Source organism: Paracoccus panacisoli (assembly GCF_042435015.1).
Taxonomy (GTDB): domain Bacteria; phylum Pseudomonadota; class Alphaproteobacteria; order Rhodobacterales; family Rhodobacteraceae; genus Paracoccus; species Paracoccus panacisoli.
The window spans coordinates 56,129-81,546 of sequence record NZ_JBHMQU010000047.1; the positions used below are offsets into that span (position 1 = coordinate 56,129).

Below are 25,418 nucleotides of genomic sequence, written 5' to 3' on the forward strand. Positions count from 1 at the left end.
ACGCGGACAATCCCCTGAGGCCGCGCGGCTTCTCAGTCGACCCAAAACAGCCAGCGGTCACACGAGGATCAGATCGTCGCGCAGCGCGTCGGCTGTCATGCCGTCGATGCGGATTACGCCCCCGGCAATGGTCAGCTCGACCCCACCGGAGACATCGCGCGCGGTGTCCAGCACGGTATCGACGGTCACGGACCTCGAGCCGCCGGTCCTGATCTCGATCAGGTCGATATCGTCCGCGAAATCCGTGATCCGCCCCGAGTGTCCGGGACTGAAGACGAAGCAATCAGCCCCGCCGCCCCCAATCATGCGGTCATTGCCGCCACCTCCGACGATGCGGTTGGCGGCGCCGTTCCCGATCAGTTCGTTGGCCTGCCCGTTGCCGACGATCCTCACGGCGGCGTTGCCCGTCGCGATTGCCCGTTCGAGGTTGGCACCGAGCACGAGGTCGATTGACGTGCGCACCGTGTCGGTGCCGCCGTTGACCGCCTCGACGATCGTGTCCTGCCAGTCGGCGATGTAGACGTCGTCGCCTGCCCCGCCGACCAGACGGTCGGCGCCCAGGTTTCCGTTCAGCGTGTCGTTGCCGTCCATGCCGAACAGCGTGTCGTTGCCGCCCAGCCCGGACAGGTGATTGACTTGGCTGTTGCCCACGATGGTGTTGGCCTGATCATTCCCGACGCCGTAGGTGGCGAACGACTGGATCAGCAGAAGCGCCTCGAAATGCGCGCCGAGCGTATAGTTGACCGTCGCCCGGACGCGGTCGACCCCCTCGCCCGCCAATTCGATGAGCGTATCGGCGCCATCCACGACATACAGATCATTGCCTCGCCCCCCCGAGAGCCGGTCAGCCCCCGCCCCGCCGTCGAGCGTGTCGTGGCCAGACGCGCCATACAGCGTGTCATTGCCCGACATCCCGCACAGCCAGTTGTCAGCGGCATTTCCCCGCACGACATCGCTGGCCCGACCGGCGATGACGCTCTCGATGACCGTTCCCTGCGCGATCGAAAGATTGCCGATACGCCCATAGACGTTCGACACCGTGCCGGCCTGAAGGTTCACCATCTGCGCGGACGTGTCGCCAGCCAGCCTCAGCCAGTCGTTGCCTCCCTGGTCGACGATGGTCAGGGTCACGGCCTGGCGTGAGGTCATCAGGCTGTTCGCAAGTCCCATGGCGCCACCGGCTGTGCAACCCTCGCCCCACATGGTGTTTCCGGCGAACAGGTTGCGCGGCAGGTCGTAGATGCTCTGGATGGCGATGATGTCGGCGATCATCGGGGTGACGCAGAAGCCGTAGCTGGCCGTGATGGACGAATTGGCGGTCTGGCTGAAATACGACATGATCGTCGCCTGCCAGCTGTCGTTGGCATAGTGGTTGTCGCGCCCATACGTCGCCGAGCCGTTGTAGCCGCCGGCATGGCCAAGGCCCAGCGCGTGGCCGATCTCGTGGATGTAGGTGTGGTAGAAGTAGCTGGCGAACCCCTCGCCGGGCTGGTCGCGCCAATACAACGGAATGTTCACGGTCGAGCGGGCAACGGTGTTGCCGACGAGTGCATCCGCAACGCAATAGGCCCCCGCCTGGTCGTCATTGGTAAAGCGGATCTGCGCCGCCGACCCGGCGGTAGAGGTAGTGTCGAACCGAAGCCCCGAGACCTGCGCCCAGGCGTTCAGCGCCATCTTGGCCACCGCACGCTCATCGGCGCCGAGATCGGTCAGGTCGCAGGTGATCGGGCGGCCGTTTCCAGTCTCATAGGTGCGGGGCGTCTCGCTCATGTCGGCCCAGAAACCCTTGGCGAGGTAGTTGCCGATCTGCTCCATCGTCCACGGACGGGTGGTGTCGTAGGTCAGGGTGTAGCTCCCGGTGCCGACCCCATAGGCGCGGGCCACGAGATAGAAGCTCTCGGACGTCGCAGGGGTATAGGTGAACGCCGAGTGGTTGAGCCGCCCGGCATCGTCATTGAAGGCAACGATGTTCCCTCGCCGGTCGCGAAGTTCGAGGTAGCTGTCGGCCAGGCTGAGGCCGTCCATCTCGAACCGGTAACTGCGCCCGGCGGTGAGGTCGACCCGCACCCAGTCGGTGTCATAGGGCGTGCCGACGTTGCCTGTAAAGCGCCCCGACGGGGCGAGCACGATGGGCGTGCCCGTTCCCGACGGCGCATCCAGATGCTCGAGACGTACGGCGGAACGAGTGCGAGCGGACATCTGCAACCCCAGGGAGAGCTAGGATTGCACTATGACCCCTAATGCGTGTCGGACAATTAATCATCCAGACAAACAGGGAGCAATGTTACCGCCAAGACACAACCTTTCGTTGTGCTCACACCGTCTCGACCGCGATCGCCGTGCCCTCGCCGCCGCCGATGCAGATTGCGGCCACGCCCCGCTTGAGGCCGCGACGGCGCAGCTCGTGGATCAGCGTCACCACGATCCGCGCCCCCGAGGCGCCGATCGGGTGGCCCAGCGCGCAGGCGCCGCCGTTCACGTTCACCCGCTCGGGCGACAGGCCCATCTTCTGCATGAAGGCCATGGGCACGACCGCGAAGGCCTCGTTCACCTCCCACAGGTCCACGTCGTCCTTGTCCCAGCCGATCCGCGCCAGCAGCTTCTCGGCGGCCGGTACCGGCGCGGTCGGAAACTCGGCCGGCGCCTGGGCGTGGCCGGCATAGCCGACGATCCGGGCGATGGCGCCCTCGGCCGCGTCCGACAGCACCAGCGCCGCCGCCCCGTCCGAGATCGACGACGAGTTCGCCGCCGTCACCGTCCCGTCCTTGCGGAAGGCGGGCTTGAGCGTCGGGATCTTGTCGGGCCGCGCGTTGCCGGGCTGCTCGTCGGTGCCGACCTCGGTGTCGCCGCCGCGGCCCTTGACCGTCACCGCCACCACCTCGTCATCGAAGCGCCCGGTCTCGATCGCCTCGCGCGCGCGGGTGAGCGAGCGCAGCGCGTATTCGTCCTGCGCCGCCCGGGTGAACTGGAAGGCGCTCGCGCAATCCTCGGCGAAGGTGCCCATCAGCCGGCCCTTGTCATAGGCGTCCTCGAGCCCGTCGAGGAACATCGAATCCTTGACCTCGGCGTGGCCGAGCCGCGCCCCGCCGCGCATCTTCGGCAGCAGATAGGGGGCGTTGGTCATGCTCTCCATCCCGCCCGCGACGATGGTGCGGGCCGAGCCGGCGCGGATCGAATCCGAGGCCGACATCAGCGCCTGCATCCCCGAGCCGCACATCTTGTTCAGCGTCACCGCCGGCACCGACTCGGGCAGCCCGGCGCCCAGCGCCGCCTGCCGCGCGGGCGCCTGGCCCTGGCCCGCGGGCAGCACGCAGCCCATCAGCACCTCGTCGACGGCCTCGGCCCCGGCCCCGGCCCGGTCGAGCGCCGCGGCGATGGCCGCCGCCCCCAGCTCGGGCGCGCTGAGCGGCGAAAGCGCCCCCTGCATCCCCCCCATCGGCGTGCGGACGGCAGAGCGGACATAGACTTCGGTCATCGGAACTCTCCGGTTTTTCTGAACGGCGCTTACGGTTTGGCAAGGTTTGGCAGGTAAGGATCAAGGCACGGATTCGGCACGGGGGGCAAGTATGGGTTTCACGATCGAGGATTTGGCCGACGGCGTGCTGGTCCGGGTGCTCGACGCCCGGCTCGACGCCGCGCAGGCGATCCGGTTCAAGGACCGGCTGCGCGAGGTCGTGGCGCGCGACGGGCCGCGGATCGTGCTGGACCTGAGCCGTGTCGAATTCATGGACAGCTCGGGGCTCGGCGCGATCCTGGCGATCCGGCGCGGCCTGCCCGAGACCCACCGGCTCGAGGTGGCGGCGCTGGGGCCGAACGTGGACCGGGTGTTCCAGCTCACGCGGATGGACACGGTGTTCACCATCCACAAGGCGGCCCCGCCCGCGACCCCGCGCCCGGCCCCCTCGCGGCCCGCGCCGGCCGAGGCAGGCGCCGCCGCGGCAGCGCAAGGGGGTGCGGCATGAGCCGGCAGCGGACGCCCCAGGGCGCCCCGGCCGCCGGCAACCCCGGCGCGCCGATGTTCCACCGGGTGATGGAGGCGACGCTCGCCAATGTCCGCGAGGCGCTGATCGACCTGCGGCGGCGGTTCGACGGCCGCACCGACCCCGACGCGCTGTCGCGGCTTGAGCTGGTGCTGGCCGAGGTGCTGAACAACATCACCCTCCACGGCCCCGAGGGGTCGGGCGGCCACGGTCCGAAGGATGTGGCCAGCGCCGACGGTCCGGGCGCGACCGAGCTGCCATGGGGCGCCAAGCTACGCCGGGCGGCCCACGGTGCCGCGCCGGCTGGCGAGGGGCGCGGCGAGACGGGTTCGATCCACGTGATGGGCGAGACGGGCAGGGATGGGGCGGAGGTCGTCAGAGCCGGTCGTCTTGAAACGCCGGAGACGGCTTCGGGCGTGACGCAAGCGACGGCAACGGAGCAGGGTGATCCGGGGACGAACGTGGCCGGACAGGACGGGAGCACACACGCCTCAAACGCATCGGGCACCGCCGACGCAGGATTAACCGAGCGCGAGGCCAGAGACGCAACCGCCGCCCAACCGGTGCTCGTCCACCTGACGGTCACCCAGCACACGGGCGGCCTCGCCTGCGCGGTGATCGACGACGGGCCGCCGCTGCCCGACTCGTGCCTCGTCTTCCCCGAGGCGCGCCCGGCGCCCGAGTTGTCGGCGTTGCGCGCGGGCGGCTTCGGCTGGTTCATCATCCGCGACCTGACGCGCTCGCTGTTCTATTTCCGCGAGGAATCCCGCAACGTGCTCTGCTTCAACATCCCCCGCCGCGGCGCCCGTCGCGCGCGCGACCGAGAGCCCCCGCGCGCCACCCGCCCCCCCGGCCCCCCCGCCGCCGGCGCGGCGTGACGGGCGGGCCGGTACGCGGGCGGGAGATGGTCGCCTCGGCGCGTGGGGATGGCCGAACGGTGTGAGCCGCCTCGTTGTGCGGGGATGCTTACGCGGGGCGAGGTCGCGGGCGAGGCAACGTGCCGCGGGTCGCCTCGTTGCGCGGGGATGGTCACGTGGCGCGGACCACCTCGTCGCGTGGGGATAACCATGCGGCACAGATCGCCTCGTTGTCCCGGGTCAGAACGGCCTGCGGGCTTGGCCACGCGGCGCGGGCCGTCCCTTCACGCACAACTCCTCTTGTCGAACGGGGAAACCACCTGACGACCCCGTTTCGCGGGAGAGGGAGCCGCTCACGGGAAGCTCTGGGCGCCGCACAGGCCCACCCTGGCGAGGCGCAGGCGCAGAGCCATGCCCCGCAGATCAAACCAATCAGGCCCAATAACCGGCGCCAACCGATCACTCGCCTCACCTAGGCGTCTCTTGGCGGCTGGGCCAGCGTCCGCAGGTTATTCGTCAGTCGCCGCAACCCACCCAAGCCGGCCGCCGGCACCTGGGGTTGGATCACCGGGCGGCTAACCCAGCGCCCGTAGCTGCGCCGTCAGTAGCAGCGCCCCACGTCAGCCGGCCGCCGAAGCGTAGGGTGCGCCCACAACCAGGCGCACCACCCCCACCCCGAGCACCGTCCCGGACGCGCCAGCCTCACCCCCCCTCGGGATGAAAATGATCGTGGATGCTCTTCGCCATCGTGGCCGAGATCCCCGGCGCCGCCATCAGGTCGGCGAGCCCCGCCCGGGCGACCGCCTTTGCGCTGCCGAAATGGGCCAGCAGGGCCCGCTTGCGGGCCGCGCCCACGCCGGCGATCTCGTCCAGCGGATTGGCCAGCGCCTGCTTGGTCCGCCGCGCCCGGTGGGTGCCGATCGCCCAGCGGTGGGCCTCGTCGCGCAGGCGCTGGACGAAATACAGCACAGGGTCGTTCATCGCCAAGGCGAAGGGGCGGCGGCCGGGGCGGTGGAACTCCTCCTTGCCGTGGTCGCGGTCCTGGCCCTTGGCGACGCCCACCAGCGGGATGTCCTCGACCCCCATCTCGGCCAGGATCCCCGCCACCGCCGAGACCTGCCCCGCGCCCCCGTCGATGAGCAGCAGGTCCGGCCACGCCTCGGTCTGCCGGTCCGGGTCGTCCTTGAGCAGCCGCGCAAAGCGCCGGGTCAGCATCTCGCGCATCATCCCGAAGTCGTCGCCGGGGGTGATCTCGGTGCCCTTGATGTTGAACTTGCGGTACTGGTTCTTTACCCAGCCGTCGGGCCCGCTGACCACCATCCCGCCGACCGCTGCCGTGCCCTGGATATGGCTGTTGTCGTAGATCTCGATCCGCCGCGGCGGGGCGGGCAGGTCGAACGCCTCGGCCAGCCCCTCGAGCAGCCGCCGCTGGGTCGCGCTCTCGGCCAGCCGGCGGGCGAGGCTTTCGCGGGCGTTGCGCAGCGCGTTCTCGACCAGCTCGGCCTTTTCGCCGCGCTGCGGAACGCCCATCGCTACCCGCCGCCCGGCCCGCTCGGACAGCAGCGCGGCCAGCAGGTCCATGTCCTCGACCGGGTGGCTCAAGAGCACCAGCCGCGGCGGCACCTTGTCGTCGTAGAACTGGGCGACGAAGGCCTGCATGATCTCGGCCGGCGATTCCGACCCGCCGGTGCGGGGGTAGAAGTCGCGGTTCCCCCAGCTCTGGTTGCCGCGGATGAAGAAGACCTGCACGCAGGCCTGCCCGCCGTCGAGGTAAAGCGCGATCACGTCGGCCTCGGCCACCCGCTTGGGGTTGATGGCCTGCACCGACTGCACGGCGGTCAGCGCCTTGATCCGGTCGCGCAGCGCGGCGGCGCGCTCATACTCCATGTCCGCCGCCGCCTGCGCCATCTCGCCGGCCAGCCGCGCCTGCACGGCGGTCGAGCGGCCCTGCAGGAAGCGCTCCGCATCGGCGACGAGGCCCACATATTCGACCTCGCCGATCCGCCCGACGCAGGGCGCGCTGCAGCGCTTGATCTGGTAGAGCAGGCAGGGACGGGTCCGGGCCGAGAACGTCGCATCCGTGCAGGACCTGAGCAGGAACACCCGCTGCAACTGGTTCAGCGTCCGGTTCACCGCCCCCGCGCTGGCGAAGGGGCCGTAGTAGTCGCCCTTTTCCGACCGCGCGCCGCGGTGCTTCTTGATCTGCGGAAAGGGGTGGTCCTTGGCGACGAGGATGTTCGGGAACGACTTGTCGTCGCGCAGCAGCACGTTGTAGCGCGGCTTGAGCTGCTTGATGAGGTTCTGCTCGAGCAGCAGCGCCTCGGTCTCGGTCCGCGTGGTCAGGAACATCATCGACGCGGTGTCGCGGATCATCCGGGCGATGCGTCCCGAGTGGCCGGACGGCCGGGCATAGTTCGACACCCGCGCCTTCAGGTTGCGCGCCTTGCCGACATAGAGCACCGCGCCCTGCGCATCGAGCATCCGGTAGACGCCGGGGCTCGAGTCGAGCCGGCGGCAGTAGTCCTGGATCAGCCGATGGCCGGTGAGCGCCGGACGCGCCGGGGCCTGATCGGTGGCGGGGGCTGCCGGGATCTCGGCCGGGCTGTCAGGGGCCGGGGACATCCAGCCGACCTCACCCGCGCCATCGCCCGGCGGAGACGTCGGATCGGCCTCGGCGGGCCCGGTTTCGGGGTCGTGGGCGGGCGGTCTGGCGGTCATGGCGGCGGCTCGAGTGATTCCCTGATCCCCCGGCAATCGGAGGGTAATTGCAACCCCGGAGTGTTCCACGGTTTCTGTGGATAACCCTGTGGAGCGGCTGCGGAGCGATGATGCCCCGGCCAGCGAATCCAAGGCGGCAAACGGTTTGACTAATATTTAGGCACGTTTGCAGGTCTTTGTTTTGGTTGATTATTTTATCAGGCTGCGACAAACCCCTGATTCCGCGACAAGATTCATGACGGCCCGGTGACGACCCCGTGAGGGGTGGACAAAACGTCGCGCTGCGACTCGGCGGCGGCCCTCATGGCACCGGCTCGCCGAGGATATCGGGCGTCTGCCAGCCCAGATGCTGGCCGCCGTCGACGCAGATCAGCTGCCCCGTGACCGCCCGCGCGTCGAGCAGATAGAGCAGCGCGGCGACGATGTCGTCGGCATCCGCCCCGCGCTCGAGGATGGTCGCGGCGCGCTGGCGGGCGAAGTGCGAGGCACTCTGCCGCGCGCCCTGCATCGTCGGCCCCGGACCGATGGCGTTGACCCGGATGCGCGGCGCGAGCGCCTGCGCCGCGGTCCGGGTCAGCGCCCAGAGCCCGGCCTTGGCCAGCGAATAGGTCATGAACTCGGGCGTGGGCTTAAGCACCCGCTGGTCCACCATGTTGACCACCAGCCCGTGCGCCTCGGGCTCGCCCGTCACCGGCGGCGGCTCGGGCAGCTGGGCGGCGAAGGCCTGGGTCAGCACGAAGGGCGCCCGCAGGTTCGAGCCAACGTGGCGGTCCCAGCTTTCGCGGGTGGCGCTTGCCAGCGTGTCGTATTCGAAGATCGAAGCGTTGTTGACCAGCACCCCGAGCGGGCCCAGTTCTGCCGTGACGCGAGGCACCAGCGCGGCGGTCGCCGCCTCGTCCAGCAGGTCGGCCTGAAACACCGCCGCCCGGACACCGAGGGCGCGGGCCTCGGCGGCGGTGGCCTCGGCCTCGGCGGCCGAGCGGTCGTAGTGGATCGCCACGTCGTGGCCGCGACCGGCCAGCGCCAGCGCCATCGCCCGGCCGAGCCGCCGGGCGCCGCCGGTGACCAGCGCCGCGCCCTCAACGGCCACGGGGCAACCCCAGCAGACGCGCCATCAGCCGGCGGAAGCCCGGCCCGAAGGCCAGCGCCATCGCCGCCATGATCAGCAGGAACAGGATCACCGCCTTGAGCATCGACTCATCCCCCCGGCGTCAGCCGCGCATAGGACGCGCGCGCGCCGGCGGCGTCGATGAAATCCTCGGCCGAGATGCCGAAGCGGCGCAGGAACGGCACCCGCTGGCTGTAGTTGCGGAACCGCACTCGGTCGCCGAACAGCCCGCGCATGGTGGGTTCGAGATGCCCGATCCCGTCGGCAAGCCCCAGCGCCACGGCCTCGGACCCGACCCAGACCTCGCCGTTGAAGAGGTCGCGGTCGGCGGCCAGCCGGTCGCCGCGGCGGGCGCGGACCTGGGCCTTGAAGCTCTCGTGGATCGGCTCGAGCAGCCGGTTCAGCCGCGCCACGTCCTCGGGCGTCTCGGGGCGGAACGGGTCGAGCCACGATTTCGAGCGCCCGGCGGTGTGGACGCGGCGCTCGATCCCGTGCCGCTGGATCAGGTCGGCGAAGCCGAACCCGGCCGAGATCACCCCGATCGAGCCCAGCACCGACGAGTCGTCCGCCCAGATCGTGTCGGCCGCGGTGGCGAGCCAGTAGCCGCCCGAGGCCGCGACATCCTCAACGAAGGCATGGACGGGGACATTCGTCTCTTCGGCCAGACGCCGGATGCGGGCGGCGATCAGCGCCGACTGCACCGGCGAGCCACCGGGCGAGTTGAGCGCGATGGCGACGGCGACCGGCTTGCCGCGCCGGAACGCGCGCTCGAGCAGCAGGGCGAGGCCGGCATCCGACAGCCCGGCCGCGCCGTGGCGCGCGGGAATGCCGATCGCGCCCTGCAGGCGGATCACCGAAACCACGGGACGGGACGGCCAGAGCCGCGAGAGAAGGGGGACGCGCATGGCTCGCAGATAGGCGCGGGCAGGCCGCGCGGCAACCCGCGCGCGCGCAGATCGCGGGCCGCCCCAAACGCAAACACGCCCCGCGAGGGGGCGTGTCCGCACATCGTGTCGGCCGTTGGCGAGGGTGCCGCCCGCTCAGCGCCCGTCGCCGGGCACGTCGTCGCGGTGCTTGATCGGCCACCAGATTCGCTTGTTGGTCAGGTACAGCAAGGCCGACAGCACGATCAGGAACAGCACCGAGACCAGACCCGCCTGCTTGCGCGCCATCATCTTCGGTTCGGCCGTCCACATCAGGAACGCCGAGATGTCCTTGGCGGCGCTGTGCAGGTCGGCGGGCGAGCCGTCCTCGAACGTCACCTGGTCGTCGGCCAGCGGCGGGGGCATCGAGATCCAGCCGCCCGGGAAGGCGTGGTTCTCGTAGAAGGTGGTGCCCGCCTGCTCTTTCGTCTCGCCGGTGTAGCCGGTCAGGATCGAGTAGATGTACTCGGGCCCGCCGATGCCGCGGACGAACTGGCTGATGCCGGTGCCGTAGGGGCCGTGGAAGCCCGCGCGCGCCTTGGCCATCAGCGACAGGTCCGGCCCCATCCCGTCGCCCGAGACGGTCGGGAAGAAGTCGGTGGGCAGGCGCGGACGCTCTTCGCCGGTCTCAGGATCCATGACGCTCATCGCGGCGGCATAGGCGCGGACCTGATCCTCGGGCAGGCCGGGGCCGCCCGCGTCATGCAGGGTGCGCAGCGGCACCTGCTTCATGCCGTGACAGCCGGCGCAGACCTCGGTGTAGACCTGCAGGCCGCGCTGAAGCTGGAACTGGTCGTACTTCCCGAACGGCCCCTCGAAGCTGAAGGCGACGTCGTGGATGACCTGGTGGGGCGCATGGGCCGCGGCGGCGTCCTCGGCCGGGGCGGCGTGGCCGTCGGCGGGGGCGGCAGCCTCGGTCGCGGCGCCGGTGTCGGTCGCGGCGGGCTCGACCTGCGCGGTCTCGCCCGACTGGATCGCGGCCGGCGCCTCTTCGGCGGGAACCACGGCCGTTTCGGTCGCGGGGGCCGCCGGCGCGTCCGCGGTGGGCGCGGGTGCCGCGGGTTCGGCCGGGGTGGCCGTGGCCGGGGCGGCGTCGCCCGTGACCGGCGGGGTGACCGGAACCGGCGCATCGACCTGCGCGGCCGTGGCGTCCGAGGGCAGGCCCTCGCCCGGCGCGGCCGGGGGCTCACCCGCGGTGGGGGTGGCGGTGGGGGTCGCCGGCGACATCTCGGTCGCGGCGGTGCCGGTCTCGGTGGTCGCCGCAGCCTCGGCCGGGTCGGCGGCCTTGGCGGGCACCTCGGCCGTCGCGCTGGTGGCGGCGTCGGCGGTGGCGCCCGGGCTGGCCGGGGTCACGCCGCCGGCCGGGACCGGCTCGGCGGTGGTCGGCGCGACCGGGGTGACGGGCGCCGAGGCGCCGCGTTCGACCACGACGCCGGGCGGGGTCGCCGCCGGGGCAGCCTCGGCCGCCGGGGCGGTGGTGGTCACGGCCGGCGGGGTTGCCGGCTCAACCGCTGCCGGCGCAGGCGCCGACGGGGTGGTGGTGACGGTCTGGGCGCCGTCGGTCACCGTGACCGTGGTGCCGGGGCCCGCGGGCGCCGGCGCCGCGGCGCCGGGCTCGGTCAGGGGGACCGTGATCGTGGTCGTCTGGGCGTGCGCCGCCATCCCGAAGGACAGGGCCGCGACCGCCGTGAGCGTAACGTTTCTCAGGGACATCTCGCGCCTTCTCCTTATTCGGCGGGGTGAGCGGCAGGCCCGTAGTGGGCGTCGAAGTCTTCCTCGATCGAGGCCGGCATCGGCTCGGGCCGCTCGACCACGCCGAGGATCGGCAGGATCACGAGGAAGTAGGCGAACCAGTAGGCCGCCCCGGCCAGCGCGATGTAGGGATAGATCCCCTCGGCCGGCTGCGCCCCCACCCAGGTCAGGATGACGAAGTCGATCGCCAGCAGCCAGAACCACCACTTGAACTGCGGCCGGTAGCGGCCCGAGCGGACCCGGCTGGTGTCGAGCCACGGCACCAGCGCCAGCACGATGATCGCGCCGAACATCGCCAGCACGCCGAAGAACTTGGCGTCGATGATCCCGAACGAGAGGAAGTTGACCGCCTGCACCACCCACACGTCGGCGGTGAAGGCGCGCAGGATCGCGTAGAACGGCAGGAAGTACCATTCCGGCACGATGTGCGCGGGCGTCGCCAGCGGGTTCGCCTCGATGTAGTTGTCGGGGTGGCCGAGGTAGTTCGGCATGAAGCCCACGACGGCGAAGAACACCACCAGGATCACGACCAGCGCCAGCAGGTCCTTGATCACGAAGTAGGGCCAGAACGGGACGGTGTCGCGGTCGGCCTCTTCACGCGAGGTGCGGCGCACCTCGACCCCGGTGGGGTTGTTGTTGCCGGTGGTGTGGAAGGCCCAGAAGTGGACGACGACCAGCGCCGCGATCACGAAGGGCAGCAGGTAGTGCAGCGAGAAGAAGCGGTTGAGCGTGGCGTTGTCCACCGCCGGCCCGCCGAGCAGCCATTCCTGGATCGACGGCCCGATGCCGGGGATGGCGCCGAAGAGGCCGGTGATCACCGTGGCGCCCCAGAACGACATCTGCCCCCAGGGCAGCACGTAGCCCATGAACGCCGTCGCCATCATGGCGAGGTAGATCAGCATCCCCACGATCCACGTCACCTCGCGCGGCGCCTTGTAGCTGCCGTAGTAGAGGTTGCGGAAGATGTGGATGTAGACGGCGAGGAAGAACAGCGAGGCGCCGTTCGCGTGCAGGTAGCGCAGCATGTGGCCGCCGTTCACGTCGCGCATGATGTGCTCGACCGAGCGGAAGGCGAGGCTGACGTGCGGGGTGTAGTGCATCGCCAGGACGATGCCGGTGACGATCTGCAGCACGAGGCAGAAGGTCAGCACGATCCCCCAGATCCACCACCAGTTGAGGTTCTTGGGGGTGGGGAGGGTGACGAAATCGACGATCAGGCCGACGACGGGCAGGCGGCGGTGCAGCCAGCGCTCGAACCCGGACTTGGGCTCGTAGTGATCGGAGGGAATACCGGCGGACATTGTCGCTCCTCAGCCCAGCTTGATGGTGGTGTCGTTCACGAAGGACGCGACGGGGATATGCAGGTTCTGGGGCGCCGGACCGCGGCGGATGCGGCCCGAGGCGTCATAATGCGACCCGTGGCAGGGGCAGAACCAGCCGCCGAAGTCGCCGGCCCCGTCCCCGATCGGCACGCAGCCGAGGTGGGTGCAGACGCCGATCATCACCAGCCACTTGCCTTCCTCGTCGAGGGCGCGGTTGGCGTCGGTGGCGGGCTCGCCCGGCTTGTTGGCGTTCTCGGCCAGGGGGTCGATCAGCGCGGCGCCGTCGTCGGCGCGGGCGCGCTCGATCTCGTCGGCGGTGCGGTGGCGGATGAAGACCGGCTTGCCCAGCCATTTCACGGTCAGCTGCGTGCCCTCGGCGACGGCGCTGATGTCCACCTGGATCGAGGACAGCGCCTGCACGTCGGCCGAGGGGTTCATCTGGTTGATCAGGGTCCAGCCGGCCGCGCCCGCCGCAACCACGCCAGCGCCGGCGGTCGCGTAATAGAGGAAGTCCCTCCGGGTGGCGCCGTGGTCTCCTGCGGGATGGTCTGCGTGGGACACGGTCATTCTCCAATTCGGGGCCGGGGCGGTGGGCCCTGCCTCAATCGACAGTCGGGCCGCCCACAGGCAGCCTTCGCAGCCGCGGTTCTAGCGATCAAGATTGTGTCAGTCCAGCGGCCTGCGGGCTGTTTGCTGACGCATTTGGCCGCAGGTGTGGGATTTGGGACGCTGTGTAACGCGCGCGCGGCCGGGCCGGCGTGGCGGGGTCAGGGCGGGGCGGTTGGGCCGCGGTTGGAGCGGGTTTCTGTTCTGTCCAGCGACGAATGGCATTGCCGCTCGGCCGATTCTACGCCGCACACGGAGGTTGGACCGGGGGTGCGGCTTCGGCCTCGGTTGCCCCGAGGGCGCCAGCTGCGCCGGCAGCTCTGCCATTCAAGGGGTGGTCAGGTGGGACTCGCGGGCCGCGCCGGTGCGGCCCCGCAGCGCGGTCCTCAGCATCACGGTCGCGGGTTCACGACGTGGGCATGGATGGAGGCGTCCGGCTCGATCTGCCGATGAAAGCGTTGGCGGCCACGAACGGCTGGCTGTTGGCCGCATGACTGGTGAGCATCGCCGTGTTAGGGCCGCGATGGTTGGGCTGCGCTCCTGCGCTCGCTTGTGCAGCGCAGCGCACCCGCTGGCCCGCACCCCACGCCGCGTAAGGAAAAAGGAGTTGGGCCGGCGCTGACTAGCGCCCGGCGGTAGCCCTTGCCACCGGCACACCTACCCCTACCCGGTCACAAACCCCCGCGGCCAACGCCGGCGCAATCACCCCCGCGGGTCCGCGTTCGGATCGACGGGCTCGGTCGCGGCCGGTCCCGCGTCGCTGCCGGGCGAGGGCGACGCGGCGGGGCCGGCCGCCCCCTCGCCGCTCTCCTCCGTCGCGGCCGCGCCCGGACCCGGCGCAGGCGCCTCCGGCTCGGCGCTCGAGTCCGGCGTCGCCTGCGTCGCCTCGTCCGTGGCCGCGCCCGCGGCGGGCACGCTGCCCTCGGGGGGCGTCAGCTTGTCGTCCTGCCAGGCGCCCTCGGCCACCCGACCCGAGGCGTAGCGCATCGTCCCCTGGCCCTGCCGCTTTCCGCCCACGAAATGCCCGGTGTAGACGTCGCCGTTGGTGTAGGTCGCGGTGCCCTCGCCGTCGATCTCGCCGTCCTTCCAGCCGCCCTCGTAGCGGAACCCGTCCTTGGTGATCAGCACGCCCTGCCCCTCGCGCTGGCCGTCGACGAAGCTGCCGGTGTAGGCGGTCCCGTCCACGTAGCTGGCCTGGCCCTCGCCGTGGCGTTTCCCGTCCTTCCAGGCGCCGTTGTAGAGATAGCCGTCCGGGTTGCTCATCCGGCCCTGGCCCTCGTTGCGCCCGGCGCGGAAGCCGCCCTCGTAGACCAGCCCGTTGGCGTAAAGCGCCTTGCCCTGCCCCTCGATCGCGCCGGCGACCCAGTCGCCCTCGTAGCTGGCCCCGTCGGGGTAGGTGATCTTGCCCTTGCCGTCCGGCTGGTCGGCCTTGAGCGTGCCCTCGTAGACCGAGCCGTCGGGGTACTGGATGCGGCCCTGCCCCTCCATCCGGCCGTCGACCCAGCCGCCCTGGTAGACATAGCCGTCGCGGCCGCTGAACACGCCCTCGCCGTGCCGCTTGTCGGCGCGGAAGCCGCCCTCGTAGAGGTCGCCGTCGGCGTATTCCGCCCGGCCCTGCCCCTCGCGGCGGTTGGCGACCATGGTGCCGTCGTAGATGTCGCCGTTGGCCTGCACCAGCCGGCCGCGGCCCGACATCTGCCCGGCCGCCCAGCCGCCTTCATAGACCAGCCCGTCGGGCATGGTGAGCTTGCCCTGCCCGGCGCGCAGGTCGCCCAGCATCCCGCCCTCGTAGACCGAGCCGTCGGGATAGGTGATCTTGCCCGTCCCCTCCTTGGCGCCGTCCACCCAGTCGCCGTCGTAGCGGTAGCCGGTGGACTGCACGAGCAGCCCCTTGCCGTGGTGCAGCGCCTTGCGGAACCCGCCCTCGTAGGTCGAGCCGTTGGCATAGACGGCCTTGCCCTGCCCGGTGATCTCGCCGTCCAGCCAGTCGCCCTCGTAGGTGCCGCCGTCGGCATAGGTGATCTTGCCGCGCCCGTTCGGCTTGCCCTTGGCAAAGGCGCCCTCGTAGACCGAGCCGTTGGAATAGACCGCGCGGCCCTGGCCCAGGATCTCGCCGTCCACCCAGTCGCCCTCGTAGCGGTAGCCGGAGGGCAGCGTGTAGCTGCCGCGCCCGTGCTGGCGGCCGTTGCGGAAGGTGCCCTCGTACACGCCGCCGTCATCGTAGGTCTTGGTGACGACCGCGGCGTCCTGCGCGGTGGCGGGGGCCGGGGCCTGGCCCAGCGACAGCCCGGCGGCCAGCGCCGCGGCGATCAGTGCAGGTTTCATCGCCCTTTGCCCTTGCTGCTCGCGGGTCTGGCGCCCGCCGTCCCTGCGGGATGTAACCGAAAGGGCGGCTGGACGCAAAGCCCGGGCGCGGTGCGGACGGCGCCGCCGGACGCCTCTGGCGGGGGTATTGGTGCCGGAAAAGATGCAGGGATGCGGGACGCGCCGGGCGGGCTTTCGCTCGGCCGACGCCCGACCTAGTCTCGCGCCGAGAATTGAGGGACCCGCCGATGACCGACCGTTTCCGCCTGACCATGGGCCAGCTCAACGCCACCGTGGGCGACCTGGCGGGCAACGCCGCCAAGGCGCGCGCGGCCTTTGCCGCCGCGCGCGCGGCGGGCGCCGACATGGTGGCGCTGCCCGAGATGTTCATCACCGGCTACCAGACCCAGGACCTGGTGCTGAAGCCCGCCTTCCTGCGCGACGCCATGGCGGCGGTCGAGCGCCTCGCCGCCGACTGCGCCGACGGCCCGGCCCTCGGCATCGGCGGCCCGTGGGTCGAGGGCGAGAAGCTCTACAACTGCTACCTGATCCTGCAGGGCGGCCGGATCACCGCGCGGATCACCAAGCACGAGCTGCCGCACAAGCAGCTCTTCGACGAGCTGCGGCTCTTCGATCCCGGGCCGATCAGCGGGCCCTATGTGGTGAACGGGGTCCGCATCGGCTCGCCCATCTGCGAGGATGCGTGGTGGCAGCCGGTGACCGAGACGCTGGCCGAGACCGGGGCCGAGATCCTGATCGTGCCGAACGGCAGCCCCTATCACCGCGACAAGCTGGACCTGCGGATGGGCCACATGGTGGCGCGGGTGCACGAAAGCGGGCTGCCGCTCGCCTATGTCAACATGGTCGGCGGCCAAGACGATCAGGTCTATGACGGCGCGTCCTTCGTGCTGAACCCCGGCGGGCACAAGGTCGTGCAGATGGCCCCCTTCGACGAGGGGCTGGTCCATGTCGATTTCACCCGCACCGCCGAAGGCTGGCGGGCCGAACGGGGCGAGATGATCCCGCAGCCCGATGCGTGGGAACAGGACTACCGCGCGATCTGCGTGGGCCTCGGGGATTACCTGCGGAAGTCGGGCTTCTCCAAGGTGCTGCTGGGCTTGTCGGGCGGGATCGATTCGGCGCTGGTCGCCACCATCGCCGCCGACACGCTGGGGCCCGAGAACGTGCGCGGGGTGCGGATGCCCTCGGAATACTCGAGCCAGCATTCGCTGGACGATGCCGAGGATCTGGCCCGCCGGCTCGGCATCCGCATAGACACGATCCCCATCGACGGGCCGCGCGCCGCCGTCTCGGACGCGCTCGCCGGGGTGATGGCCGGCACCCGCCCCGACGTGACCGAGGAGAACGTCCAGTCCCGGCTGCGCGGGCTGCTGCTCATGGCGATCTCGAACAAGTTCGGCGAGCTTCTGCTGACCACCGGCAACAAGTCCGAGGTCGCGGTCGGCTATGCCACCATCTACGGCGACATGGCGGGGGGCTATAACCCCTTGAAAGACCTCTACAAGACCCGCGTGTTCGAGACCTGCCGCTGGCGCAACGCCAACCACCGCCCGTGGATGGCGGCGCCTGCGGGCGAGGTCATCCCGCCCGGCGTCATCACCAAGCCGCCCTCGGCCGAGCTGCGCCCCGACCAGAAGGACGAGGATTCGCTGCCCCCCTATCCGGTGCTCGATTCGATCCTGACCGGGCTGATCGAGCGCGACCGTTCGGTGGCCGACCTCGTGGCCGAGGGCCACGACCGCGACACGGTGAAGAAGGTCGAGCGGCTGATCTACATCAGCGAGTGGAAACGCTATCAGGCCGCGCCCGGGCCGCGCGTCTCGCCGCGCGCCTTCTGGCTCGACCGGCGCTATCCGCTGGTCAACCGCTGGCGCGACGAGAGCTAGCGCGCCGCGTCGAAGATCATCCGGCGGGCGGGGCCTGCAAGCTCCAGCCCGCCCTTGACCGGATCGGCGCGGGTGACCTGCGCCAGCGCGGCCAAGAACGCCGCCTCGCCCCCCTCGATCAGGCAGGCGCGGCGGGTGGTGGCGATGGGGGCGAGATCGACCGCAGGCCAGTCGGCGCGGTTGGTGGTGTGATAGAGGTTGCAGGGCCCCTGCCCCGAGACCGCCTGCCCGGCGATGGTCAGATCGGCGGTGCCCTGGATCGGCACCCCCACGATTTCCCTCAGCGTATAGGTGCCGTCGAACCCGGTGCCCGCCCCGCCGCCTCCCGCGACCCCGCCACCCGCACAGGCGGCGAGCACGGCGAGAGCCAGGGGCGCCAGCACGACCGGGTGGGAGACGAGTTGTTGGGTGAGACGCATGGGGCAGGCTCCGCTGACTGCCGCCACGGTGCCCCGGCCGGGCCGCGCTGTCACGACGCAACTGCGTGATTTCGCGTGATGAAAGACCCCCGCGGCGGGGCCACGGGGGTCTTTCTGATCCTTCGGCTTTCGCTGTCGCCGGACCGGCGTGTCCCCGAATGGTCGGGAGACCTCGCGGCCCGCCGGACGCGCCCTTACAGCGCGCCTTCGCGCTGGGCCTTTTTACGGGCCAGCTTGCGGGCACGGCGCACGGCCTCGGCCTTTTCACGGGCCTTCTTGACCGACGGCTTCTCGAAATGCTGCTTCAGCTTCATTTCGCGGAAGACCCCTTCGCGCTGAAGTTTCTTCTTCAGGGCACGAAGCGCCTGTTCGACGTTGTTGTCGCGAACGCTCACCTGCATGTGGTTGTCACCACCTTCCTAGGTTAGAGTTGATCGAATTGCAGGACCGGGGCGCCTTAGCGCAGCCGGTCGCCCTTGTCCACCCTGAGGAGCCTTGCCCATGCAAGACGACCGCGACCGGCTGCTCGACGCGGCGCTGACCCATGTCCCGTTCGAGGGGATGAACGACCGCGCGCTGATCGCCGGCGCCCGCGACATCGGCATGGCGCCGGAACTCGCCCGCGTGCATTTCCCCGGCGGCGGGGCGGCGCTGGCCGCGGCCTATCACCGCCGCGCGGACGCGGCACTGGCCGCAGCGCTGGCCGCGCACCCGCCGCAGGGGCGCATCCGCGACCGGATCACGGCGGCGATGCGCCAGCGCCTCGAGCTTGCCGACCCCGAGCTGGTGCGCGCCGGGGCCGCGGTCCTGTCGCTGCCGCCGAACGCGCCGCTCGGCGCCCGGCTGGTGTGGGAGACGGCGGACACGATCTGGACCGGGCTCGGCGATCCGTCCGAGGACGTGAACTGGTGGACCAAGCGCGCCACGCTCGCCTCGGTCTGGGGGGCGGTGGTGCTCTACTGGCTGGGCGACAGCTCCGAGGGAAACCTCGACACCGCAGCCTTCATCGACCGCCGCATCGACGGGGTGATGCGGTTCGAGAAGCTCAAGGCCGGGGTCCGCAAGCTGCCGGGGGTGGGGGCGATGACCGACCTCGCCACCGGCTGGATCAGGAAACCCGCACCGCAACCCGCGCCCGGCTACCGCCCCGAGAGCCCGCGGGGTGACGCATGAGCCTCCCGCACGAGATGGACGTGGTGGCCATCGCCCAGCCGGGCGGGCCGGGGGTGCTGGACCTGCGCCGCCGGCCGGTGCCGGCGCCGGGGCAGGGCCAGATCCTGATCCGCGTGGCCTATGCCGGGGTGAACCGGCCCGACGTGCTGCAGCGCATGGGCGCCTATGCCCCGCCGCCCGGCGCCTCGGACCTGCCGGGGCTCGAATGTTCGGGCCATGTCGCGGCGATCGGTCCCGGCGTGACCCGCTGGGCGGTGGGGGACGCCGTCTGCGCGCTGCTGCCGGGGGGCGGCTACGCCGAATACGCGCTGACCGCCGCCGACCACGCCCTGCCGGTGCCCGAGGGGCTGGGCCTGGCCGAGGCCGCCTGCCTGCCCGAGACCTGCTTCACCGTCTGGTCCAACGTCGTCATGCGCGGCGGGCTGCGGGCGGGCGAGCGGTTCCTCGTCCACGGCGGCTCATCGGGGATCGGCACCACCGCGATCCAGATCGCCCGCGCGCTAGGCGCCCGCGTCTGGGCCACCGCCGGATCGGCCGAGAAATGCGCCGCCTGCGCAGCGCTCGGCGCCACGGCCATCAACTACCGCGAGGCGGATTTCGTCCAGGTCCTCGCGGCCGAGGGCGGCGCCGACCTGATCCTCGACATGGTGGGCGGCGACTACATCGCCCGCGACCTCAAGGCGCTGGCCGACGACGGGCGGCTGGTGTTCATCGCCTTCCTCGGCGGCCCCAAGGCCGAGATCAACTTCGCCCCGCTGATGACCCGGCGGCTGACCATCACCGGCTCGACGCTCAGGCCCCAGTCCGACCTCGCCAAGGCGGGGATCGCGGCCGAGCTGGCCAGCCACGTCTGGCCGATGGTTGCCGCAGGGCAACTCCGCCCGGTGATGGACCGCGAGTTCCCGCTCGCCGATGCCGAGGCCGCCCACCGCCGGATGGAGGGCGGCGACCACATCGGCAAGATCGTGCTCAAGGTGGCCGGATAAGCCTGCGGCACGGCGGCCGTCCTCAGGCGCTGCCGTGCCCCCCTCGGGCTGGACTTAAATATCCCCGCCGGAGGCTCCCGCCCGCTCAGCCGGGCGCCTCCATCAGCATCGGGGCGCGGCAGTCGCGCCGCGAATCGGGGGCGCAGGCGCGGGGTTGAAGGTCGCGGGTCAGGCAGATGCGGACCTCGCCCACCCGCCCGCCGTCGCAGGTCACGGTGATCCCGTCGCGCCCCATCGCGGGGTTCACGGCGATGAACGCATCCTCGACCACCGGCGCGGGCAGGCGCACGTCGCGGGGCAGCATCCGGAACACCGGCGGGATCGCCACCGCCGCCGCCGCATCCCGCACCGCCTGATAATAGCCCTGCGCCGACAGGCCCGAGCAGCGCCCGTGCTTCTGCCACTGGTACCAGGCGAGCCCGCCCGACCCCATCACATCCGCCATCGCCTGGCTTTCGCGGCGCGAGGGGTCGCGCTCGGGCGTGGCGCAGTTGGCGGGCCAGCCGCGCTCGTATTGCGGCCAGAGCCCGTGGACGACGAAGCCGGTCCGGCGGCGCGGGTCGCATTGCGGCTCGTTCCGGCCCTGGCCTTCGGTCGCGCACCACGAGGGCGACCAGCTGAGCGCAAGGACATAATAGTCGAACTGCCCTGCCACATCGCCCGCGTGCGCGGCGGGCGCGGTCAGAAAGGGCGCGGTCAGGGCGGCAACAGCGGCAAAGGCTGCTGCGGCGAGGGGGAAACGGGCATTCATCCCGTCAGCCTAGGCGGGGCGGGGGCGTTGAAAAAGGGGGTTCAATCCGCCGCCGCGAAATCCTATATGGGACGGCAATTCCCCCGAGATTGAGGAATGGCCGCGACCCCGGCACCCGGGCGGGCCGCCCCGGTTTCCCGGTCGATGGTTATTGCGAAGGAGCAACCGATGAACAAGCCGCTGATGGCCAAGGCCACCGCCGTCTGGCTGGTCGACAACACCACCCTCAGCTTCAAGCAGATCGCGGATTTCTGCGGGATGCACGAGCTCGAGGTCCAGGGCATCGCCGACGGCGACGTGGCGGCGGGCGTCAAGGGCTTCGACCCGGTCGCCTCGAACCAGCTTGACGAGGGCGAGATCGAGAAGGGCCAGAAGGACCCGGCCTACAAGCTCAAGCTCAAGCACAACCCCGCCGCCGAAGGCGAGGAAAAGCGCCGCGGCCCGCGCTACACGCCGCTCTCGAAGCGTCAGGACCGCCCGGCCGCGATCCTGTGGCTGGTCAAGTTCCACCCGGAACTGACCGACGCGCAGATCAGCCGCCTCGTCGGCACCACCAAGCCGACCATCGCCGCGATCCGCGACCGCAGCCACTGGAACATCCAGAACATCCAGCCGATCGACCCGGTCGCGCTCGGCCTCTGCCGGCAGTCGGAACTCGACGCGGCGGTGCAGAAGGCCGCGAAGTCCAAGCCCGAGGTCATGTCCGACGACGAGCGGCGCAAGCTCGTCTCGACCGAATCGAGCCTCGGGATGACCGAAGAGCCGCGCCTGCCCTCGTCCATCGCCGGGCTCGAGAACTTCACCCTCACCCGCGACGACAAGCCCGAGCCGTCGGTCGATGCCGACAGCTTCTTCAACCTGCCCGAGGGTGACGACGCGGGCGAGGACGACGAGGACGAGGACACCCGCCGCTGAGGTCGCGGCCGCGCGGGGCTCACCCCTCCGGCGGCAGCTCGGCCACCAGCGCATAGACGAGGTCCAGCGCCTCGCGCGGCGAGAGCGCGTCGGGGCTGACTTCGCGTAGCCGCGCCTCGACCGCCGAGGGCGCCGCCCGCACCGGCGCGGCGACCGGCGGCGGGGCCGCGGCGAACAGCGGCAGGTCGTCGATCAGCGCGGCGGGCCGTCCCTTCCCCTCACGCGCGCCTGATTCGAGCGCCGCGAGGATCGCCCGCGCCCGCTCCACCACCGAGGCGGGCAGCCCCGCCAGCCGCGCCACCTGCACCCCGTAGCTGCGGTCGGCGGCCCCGCGCACGACCTCGTGCAGGAACACCACCTCGCCGTCCCACTCGCGCACCGCCACGGTAGCGTTCTCGACGCCGGGCAGCCGCGCCGCCGCCTGCGTCAGCTCGTGGTAGTGGGTGGCGAACAGCGCCCGGCAGCGGTTCTGGGCGTGCAGATGCTCGAGCACCGCCCAGGCGATCGAGAGCCCGTCCCACGTCGCCGTGCCGCGGCCGATCTCGTCCAGGATCACCAGCGCGCCGGCGTCGGCCTGATTGAGGATCGCCGCCGTCTCGACCATCTCGACCATGAAGGTCGAGCGTCCGCGCGCGAGGTCATCCGCCGCCCCCACGCGGCTAAAAAGCTGCGTCACCAGCCCGATCCGCGCCCGCGCCGCGGGGACGAAGGCGCCCGCCTGCGCCAGCACCGCGATCAGCGCGTTCTGCCGCAGGAAGGTCGATTTCCCCGCCATGTTCGGCCCGGTCAGCAGCCAGATCGCCGGGGTCTCGCCCGCGGTCAGCGCGCAGTCGTTGGCCACGAAGGGCTCGCCCTTGCGGCGGAGCGCGCGTTCGACCACCGGATGCCGCCCCGCCTCGACCTCGAAGGCGCGGCTGTCCTCGACCACCGGCCGGGTCCAGCCCTCGCCCGTCGCCAGATCGGCCCAGGCGGCGGTCACGTCGATCTCGGCCAGCGCCCGCGCCGTCACCCCGATCCGCCCCGCCTCGCCCAGCACCGCGCCGACCAGCCGGGCGAAGATGCCGCGCTCGATCTCGAGCGCCCGGTCGCGGGCGTTGAGGATGCGGGTTTCCAACTCGGACAGTTCGACCGTGGTGAACCGGATCTGGTTCGCGGTGGTCTGGCGGTGAATGAAGCGGGCGTTGAGCGGCGGGGCCAGCATCCGCTCGGCATGGGTGGTGGTGGTCTCGATGAAATAGCCCAGCACGTTGTTGTGCTTGATCTTCAGGCTGGCGATGCCGGTGTCGGCGGCATAGTCGGCCTGCATCCGGCCGATCACACCGCGGCCCTCGTCGCGCAGGGCGCGCGTCTCGTCCAGATCGGCGTCGAACCCCGCCGCCACGAAGCCGCCGTCGCGGGCGAGCAGCGGCGGCTCGGCCACCAGCGCCGCGTCGAGCAGCGCCACCAGCGCCTCGTGTCCGCCCAGATCGCCCGCCGCGGCGTCGAGCGCGGGGTCCGCCGCGCCGGGGATGTCGGCGATCCGCGCCGCCGCCGCCAGCCCGGCCCGGATCGCGCCGAGATCGCGCGGCCCGCCGCGGTCCAGCGCCAGCCGCGAGAGCGCCCGGTCGAGGTCGGGCACCGAAGCCAGCGCCGCCCGCAACGCCTCGGCGCGGGCGGGATCGTCGGCCAGCGTCGCCACGGCCGCGTGGCGGCGCCGGATCTCGGCCAGATCGCGCGAGGGCGCGGACAGCCGCCGCTCGAGCAGCCGCGCACCGGCGGCCGTCACGGTCCGGTCCACCGCGGCCAGAAGCGAGCCCTCGCGCCCGCCCGACAGCGCCTGCGTCAGCTCGAGGTTGCGGCGGGTGGCGGCGTCGATGGCCATCGTCCCGGCGCCGCTTTCGCGCACCGGCGGGGCCAGCCGCGGCATCCGCCCGCGCTGCGTGAGGTCAAGGTAATCCGCGATCGCCCCCAGCGCCGCCAGCTCGGCCCGGGTGAACTGGCCGAAGCCGTCCAGCGTCTCGACCCCGTACAGCGCCGTCAGCCGCCGCACGGCGGCGGTCGAATCGAAGCTGCCGGGGGAAAGCTCGGTCAGCGCCGCCCCGGCCTCGCGGGCGATCTCGTCCAGCCCCGAGCCCTCGACCGCCAGCAGCTCGCGCGGGGCATGGCGGGCAAGCTCCGGCCCCAGCCGCGCGGGCGCGCAGGGCGCCACCCGCAGCGCGCCGGTCGAGATGTCGGCCCAGGCCAGCGCCGCCTCGTCGCGGACCACGGCAAAGGCGGCGAGGAAGTTGTGCCGCCGCGCCTCGAGCAGGGAATCCTCGGTCAGCGTGCCGGGCGTGACCAGCCGCACCACGTCGCGCGCCACCACCGACTTCGAGCCGCGCTTCTTCGCCTCGGCCGGGTCCTCCATCTGCTCGGCGATGGCGACGCGGAAGCCCTTGCGGATCAGCGTCAGCAGATAGCTTTCGGCGGCGTGGACCGGCACCCCGCACATCGGGATGGGCTTGCCCTCATGCGTGCCCCGCGCGGTCAGCGCGATGTCCAGCGCCGCCGCCGCCGCCACCGCGTCGTCGAAGAACATCTCGTAGAAATCGCCCATGCGATAGAACAAGAGCGCGCCCGGATGCTGGGCGCGGATCGCCAGATACTGCGCCATCATCGGGGTCGGCTGGTCGGTCATCGCAGGGTCCGGGGCGGCTGGGAGGGGCTTTCACCGCTTCTAGTGCCGCGCCGGGGCAAGGGAAACCGAGTGGCGTCGTTCCGGCCCAAATACCCGGCAGCACCCGCCCGCCGCGCGGCGCTGTAGACAGAGGCGCCCCGCCCTGCCACCACTCACCCACCATCCGCGAAGTGAGGAGGCTTCCCGATGACCCCGACGAAACTCGCCCTGACGCTGGCGGCCGTGCTCGCCGCCGGCCCCGCCCTCGCCGTCTGCCCGCCGCCCCCCGTGGTCGCGGACGCGGCGCACGGCTGGCTGAACGGCCAGCGGGTGGGCGACCTGCATCTGAACAGCATGGCCGACGCCGCCTGCGCCTATGCCACCTACCGCGCCACGCTGGCGGGCGCGATGGGCAAGCCGGTCGGCTGGAAGGTCGGCTTCACCTCGAAACCCGCGCAAGAGAAGTTCGGCGTCACCGCCCCGGTCGCGGGCCAGCTGTTCGCCGACATGATCAAGACGGACGGCGCCGCGGTCTCGATGAAGGGCTCGCGCGCGCCGTTCTTCGAGGCCGACCTGATCGTGACCGTCAAGGACGCCGCGATCAACAGCGCCAAGACGCGCGAGGAGGCCGCGGCCGCGCTGGACGAGGTGGTGCCGTTCATCGAGATCCCCGACATGGCGCTGACCAAGGGGCTCGCGCCCACCGGCCTGCTGATGGCGGCCTATGGGGTGATGCCGTGGCGCGGGGTCGAGGGGACGGGCGTCAAGATCGCCGATCTCGCGGACCCGGTCGCCGACCTCGCGGCGCTGACCGTCGACCTCAAGGAAGGCGGCAATACCGTGGCCCAGGGCAAGGGCGAGATGCTGCTCGGCCACCCGCTCGACGTGGTGCTGTGGCTGGTCGGCCAGGGGGTGACGCTGGCGCCCGGCGACGCGATCTCGCTCGGGTCGCTTTCGGCGCTGACGCCGGCGAAGCCGGGGCAGTCGCTCAGCGCCGATTACAGCGTCGGCGGCAAGACCATGCACGTCGCGGCGACGCTGACGGAGTGACGGTGGCGGACT

Annotated in this window: 20 protein-coding genes; 7 read left to right on the top strand and 13 right to left on the bottom strand. The window is 71.3% G+C overall.

The genetic code is table 11. The annotated features are described in order from the left end of the window. Positions 1 to 57: 57 nt before the first annotated feature. Together ACFHYO_RS10785 and ACFHYO_RS10790 are read right to left on the bottom strand one after the other, a co-directional pair. Entirely contained in the window at positions 58 to 2,199 is a 2,142-nt protein-coding gene (locus ACFHYO_RS10785) for a M10 family metallopeptidase (RefSeq protein WP_394320368.1), read from the bottom strand. Between the two features lie 115 nt (positions 2,200 to 2,314). Further along, positions 2,315 to 3,475, bottom strand: coding sequence for a thiolase family protein (locus ACFHYO_RS10790; RefSeq protein WP_394320370.1), 1,161 nt, complete (start codon positions 3,473 to 3,475; stop codon positions 2,315 to 2,317). Between the two features lie 91 nt (positions 3,476 to 3,566). On the opposite strand from ACFHYO_RS10790, the gene ACFHYO_RS10795 reads away from it, so the two are divergent. After that, a complete protein-coding gene (locus ACFHYO_RS10795) occupies positions 3,567 to 3,962 on the top strand; it encodes an STAS domain-containing protein (RefSeq protein WP_074826209.1) in 396 nt (131 codons plus the stop codon). Beyond that, complete coding sequence (locus ACFHYO_RS10800; protein WP_394320372.1) at positions 3,959 to 4,858, top strand: ATP-binding protein; 900 nt, start codon at positions 3,959 to 3,961, stop codon at positions 4,856 to 4,858. The genes ACFHYO_RS10795 and ACFHYO_RS10800 overlap by 4 nt, the downstream gene beginning before the upstream one ends. A 681-nt stretch (positions 4,859 to 5,539) precedes the next feature. Here ACFHYO_RS10800 and uvrC read toward each other — a convergent pair. From uvrC to ACFHYO_RS10835, 7 genes are all read right to left on the bottom strand, one after another. Then, positions 5,540 to 7,459, bottom strand: a complete 1,920-nt coding sequence (uvrC, locus tag ACFHYO_RS10805) for an excinuclease ABC subunit UvrC (protein ID WP_394320433.1) — start codon at positions 7,457 to 7,459, stop codon at positions 5,540 to 5,542. A 397-nt stretch (positions 7,460 to 7,856) separates the two neighbouring features. Next, positions 7,857 to 8,645 carry an SDR family oxidoreductase gene (locus tag ACFHYO_RS10810; protein ID WP_394320374.1) on the bottom strand — a complete coding sequence of 263 codons (789 nt, stop codon included), beginning with the start codon at positions 8,643 to 8,645 and terminating at the stop codon, positions 7,857 to 7,859. 107 nt (positions 8,646 to 8,752) lie between these two features. Next, positions 8,753 to 9,568, bottom strand: coding sequence for a S49 family peptidase (locus tag ACFHYO_RS10815; RefSeq protein ID WP_394320376.1), 816 nt, complete (start codon positions 9,566 to 9,568; stop codon positions 8,753 to 8,755). A gap of 135 nt (positions 9,569 to 9,703) precedes the next feature. Beyond that, positions 9,704 to 10,561 carry a cytochrome c1 gene (locus tag ACFHYO_RS10820; protein ID WP_269429107.1) on the bottom strand — a complete coding sequence of 286 codons (858 nt, stop codon included), beginning with the start codon at positions 10,559 to 10,561 and terminating at the stop codon, positions 9,704 to 9,706. 752 nt (positions 10,562 to 11,313) lie between these two features. Continuing rightward, a complete protein-coding gene (petB, locus tag ACFHYO_RS10825) occupies positions 11,314 to 12,639 on the bottom strand; it encodes a cytochrome b (RefSeq protein ID WP_394320378.1) in 1,326 nt (441 codons plus the stop codon). 9 nt (positions 12,640 to 12,648) lie between these two features. After that, positions 12,649 to 13,221, bottom strand: a complete 573-nt coding sequence (petA, locus tag ACFHYO_RS10830; protein ID WP_036705789.1) for a ubiquinol-cytochrome c reductase iron-sulfur subunit — start codon at positions 13,219 to 13,221, stop codon at positions 12,649 to 12,651. A gap of 747 nt (positions 13,222 to 13,968) precedes the next feature. Then, complete coding sequence (locus tag ACFHYO_RS10835; protein WP_394320380.1) at positions 13,969 to 15,591, bottom strand: MORN repeat-containing protein; 1,623 nt, start codon at positions 15,589 to 15,591, stop codon at positions 13,969 to 13,971. Between the two features lie 227 nt (positions 15,592 to 15,818). Here ACFHYO_RS10835 and ACFHYO_RS10840 point away from each other — a divergent pair, with 227 nt between their 5' ends. After that, on the top strand, positions 15,819 to 17,477 hold the full coding sequence (locus tag ACFHYO_RS10840) for an NAD+ synthase (RefSeq protein ID WP_394320382.1): 1,659 nt from the start codon (positions 15,819 to 15,821) through the stop codon (positions 17,475 to 17,477). Here the strand turns inward: ACFHYO_RS10840 and ACFHYO_RS10845 are convergent. Beyond that, positions 17,474 to 17,896: an META domain-containing protein gene (locus ACFHYO_RS10845; RefSeq protein ID WP_052175018.1), complete on the bottom strand. Its 423-nt coding sequence runs from the start codon at positions 17,894 to 17,896 to the stop codon at positions 17,474 to 17,476. The two genes, ACFHYO_RS10840 and ACFHYO_RS10845, sit on opposite strands and share 4 nt — an antisense overlap. 194 nt (positions 17,897 to 18,090) lie before the next feature. After that, on the bottom strand, positions 18,091 to 18,297 hold the full coding sequence (gene rpsU / locus ACFHYO_RS10850) for a 30S ribosomal protein S21 (RefSeq protein ID WP_011748553.1): 207 nt from the start codon (positions 18,295 to 18,297) through the stop codon (positions 18,091 to 18,093). Between the two features lie 100 nt (positions 18,298 to 18,397). Between rpsU and ACFHYO_RS10855 the strand changes: the two genes are divergently transcribed. Both ACFHYO_RS10855 and ACFHYO_RS10860 read left to right on the top strand, forming a co-directional pair. Continuing rightward, positions 18,398 to 19,069, top strand: a complete 672-nt coding sequence (locus tag ACFHYO_RS10855; RefSeq protein ID WP_394320384.1) for a COQ9 family protein — start codon at positions 18,398 to 18,400, stop codon at positions 19,067 to 19,069. Beyond that, positions 19,066 to 20,055, top strand: coding sequence for an NAD(P)H-quinone oxidoreductase (locus ACFHYO_RS10860; RefSeq protein WP_394320386.1), 990 nt, complete (start codon positions 19,066 to 19,068; stop codon positions 20,053 to 20,055). The genes ACFHYO_RS10855 and ACFHYO_RS10860 overlap by 4 nt, the downstream gene beginning before the upstream one ends. A gap of 85 nt (positions 20,056 to 20,140) precedes the next feature. On the opposite strand, the gene ACFHYO_RS10865 is transcribed toward ACFHYO_RS10860, so the two are convergent. Next, positions 20,141 to 20,806 carry a ribonuclease T2 family protein gene (locus ACFHYO_RS10865; RefSeq protein ID WP_394320387.1) on the bottom strand — a complete coding sequence of 222 codons (666 nt, stop codon included), beginning with the start codon at positions 20,804 to 20,806 and terminating at the stop codon, positions 20,141 to 20,143. Between the two features lie 168 nt (positions 20,807 to 20,974). On the opposite strand from ACFHYO_RS10865, the gene ACFHYO_RS10870 reads away from it, so the two are divergent. Continuing rightward, positions 20,975 to 21,721 (top strand): DUF1013 domain-containing protein, encoded by a 747-nt coding sequence (locus ACFHYO_RS10870; RefSeq protein WP_394320388.1) that lies wholly within the window; start codon positions 20,975 to 20,977, stop codon positions 21,719 to 21,721. A gap of 19 nt (positions 21,722 to 21,740) precedes the next feature. On the opposite strand, the gene mutS is transcribed toward ACFHYO_RS10870, so the two are convergent. Further along, positions 21,741 to 24,377: a DNA mismatch repair protein MutS gene (gene mutS, locus ACFHYO_RS10875; RefSeq protein WP_394320390.1), complete on the bottom strand. Its 2,637-nt coding sequence runs from the start codon at positions 24,375 to 24,377 to the stop codon at positions 21,741 to 21,743. A 186-nt stretch (positions 24,378 to 24,563) separates the two neighbouring features. On the opposite strand from mutS, the gene ACFHYO_RS10880 reads away from it, so the two are divergent. Next, positions 24,564 to 25,406: a 2-keto-4-pentenoate hydratase gene (locus ACFHYO_RS10880; protein WP_394320392.1), complete on the top strand. Its 843-nt coding sequence runs from the start codon at positions 24,564 to 24,566 to the stop codon at positions 25,404 to 25,406. Positions 25,407 to 25,418 lie beyond the last annotated feature (12 nt).

Coding starts and splice junctions, on each gene's coding strand:
- ACFHYO_RS10785 (WP_394320368.1), bottom strand. CDS start 2,199: ATGTCCGCTCGCACTCGTTCCGCCGTACGTCTCGAGCATCTGGATGCG.
- ACFHYO_RS10790 (WP_394320370.1), bottom strand. CDS start 3,475: ATGACCGAAGTCTATGTCCGCTCTGCCGTCCGCACGCCGATGGGGGGG.
- ACFHYO_RS10795 (WP_074826209.1), top strand. CDS start 3,567: ATGGGTTTCACGATCGAGGATTTGGCCGACGGCGTGCTGGTCCGGGTG.
- ACFHYO_RS10800 (WP_394320372.1), top strand. CDS start 3,959: ATGAGCCGGCAGCGGACGCCCCAGGGCGCCCCGGCCGCCGGCAACCCC.
- uvrC (WP_394320433.1), bottom strand. CDS start 7,459: ATGTCCCCGGCCCCTGACAGCCCGGCCGAGATCCCGGCAGCCCCCGCC.
- ACFHYO_RS10815 (WP_394320376.1), bottom strand. CDS start 9,568: ATGCGCGTCCCCCTTCTCTCGCGGCTCTGGCCGTCCCGTCCCGTGGTT.
- petB (WP_394320378.1), bottom strand. CDS start 12,639: ATGTCCGCCGGTATTCCCTCCGATCACTACGAGCCCAAGTCCGGGTTC.
- ACFHYO_RS10835 (WP_394320380.1), bottom strand. CDS start 15,591: ATGAAACCTGCACTGATCGCCGCGGCGCTGGCCGCCGGGCTGTCGCTG.
- ACFHYO_RS10840 (WP_394320382.1), top strand. CDS start 15,819: ATGACCGACCGTTTCCGCCTGACCATGGGCCAGCTCAACGCCACCGTG.
- ACFHYO_RS10845 (WP_052175018.1), bottom strand. CDS start 17,896: ATGCGTCTCACCCAACAACTCGTCTCCCACCCGGTCGTGCTGGCGCCC.
- rpsU (WP_011748553.1), bottom strand. CDS start 18,297: ATGCAGGTGAGCGTTCGCGACAACAACGTCGAACAGGCGCTTCGTGCC.
- ACFHYO_RS10855 (WP_394320384.1), top strand. CDS start 18,398: ATGCAAGACGACCGCGACCGGCTGCTCGACGCGGCGCTGACCCATGTC.
- ACFHYO_RS10860 (WP_394320386.1), top strand. CDS start 19,066: ATGAGCCTCCCGCACGAGATGGACGTGGTGGCCATCGCCCAGCCGGGC.
- ACFHYO_RS10865 (WP_394320387.1), bottom strand. CDS start 20,806: ATGAATGCCCGTTTCCCCCTCGCCGCAGCAGCCTTTGCCGCTGTTGCC.
- ACFHYO_RS10870 (WP_394320388.1), top strand. CDS start 20,975: ATGAACAAGCCGCTGATGGCCAAGGCCACCGCCGTCTGGCTGGTCGAC.
- mutS (WP_394320390.1), bottom strand. CDS start 24,377: ATGACCGACCAGCCGACCCCGATGATGGCGCAGTATCTGGCGATCCGC.
- ACFHYO_RS10880 (WP_394320392.1), top strand. CDS start 24,564: ATGACCCCGACGAAACTCGCCCTGACGCTGGCGGCCGTGCTCGCCGCC.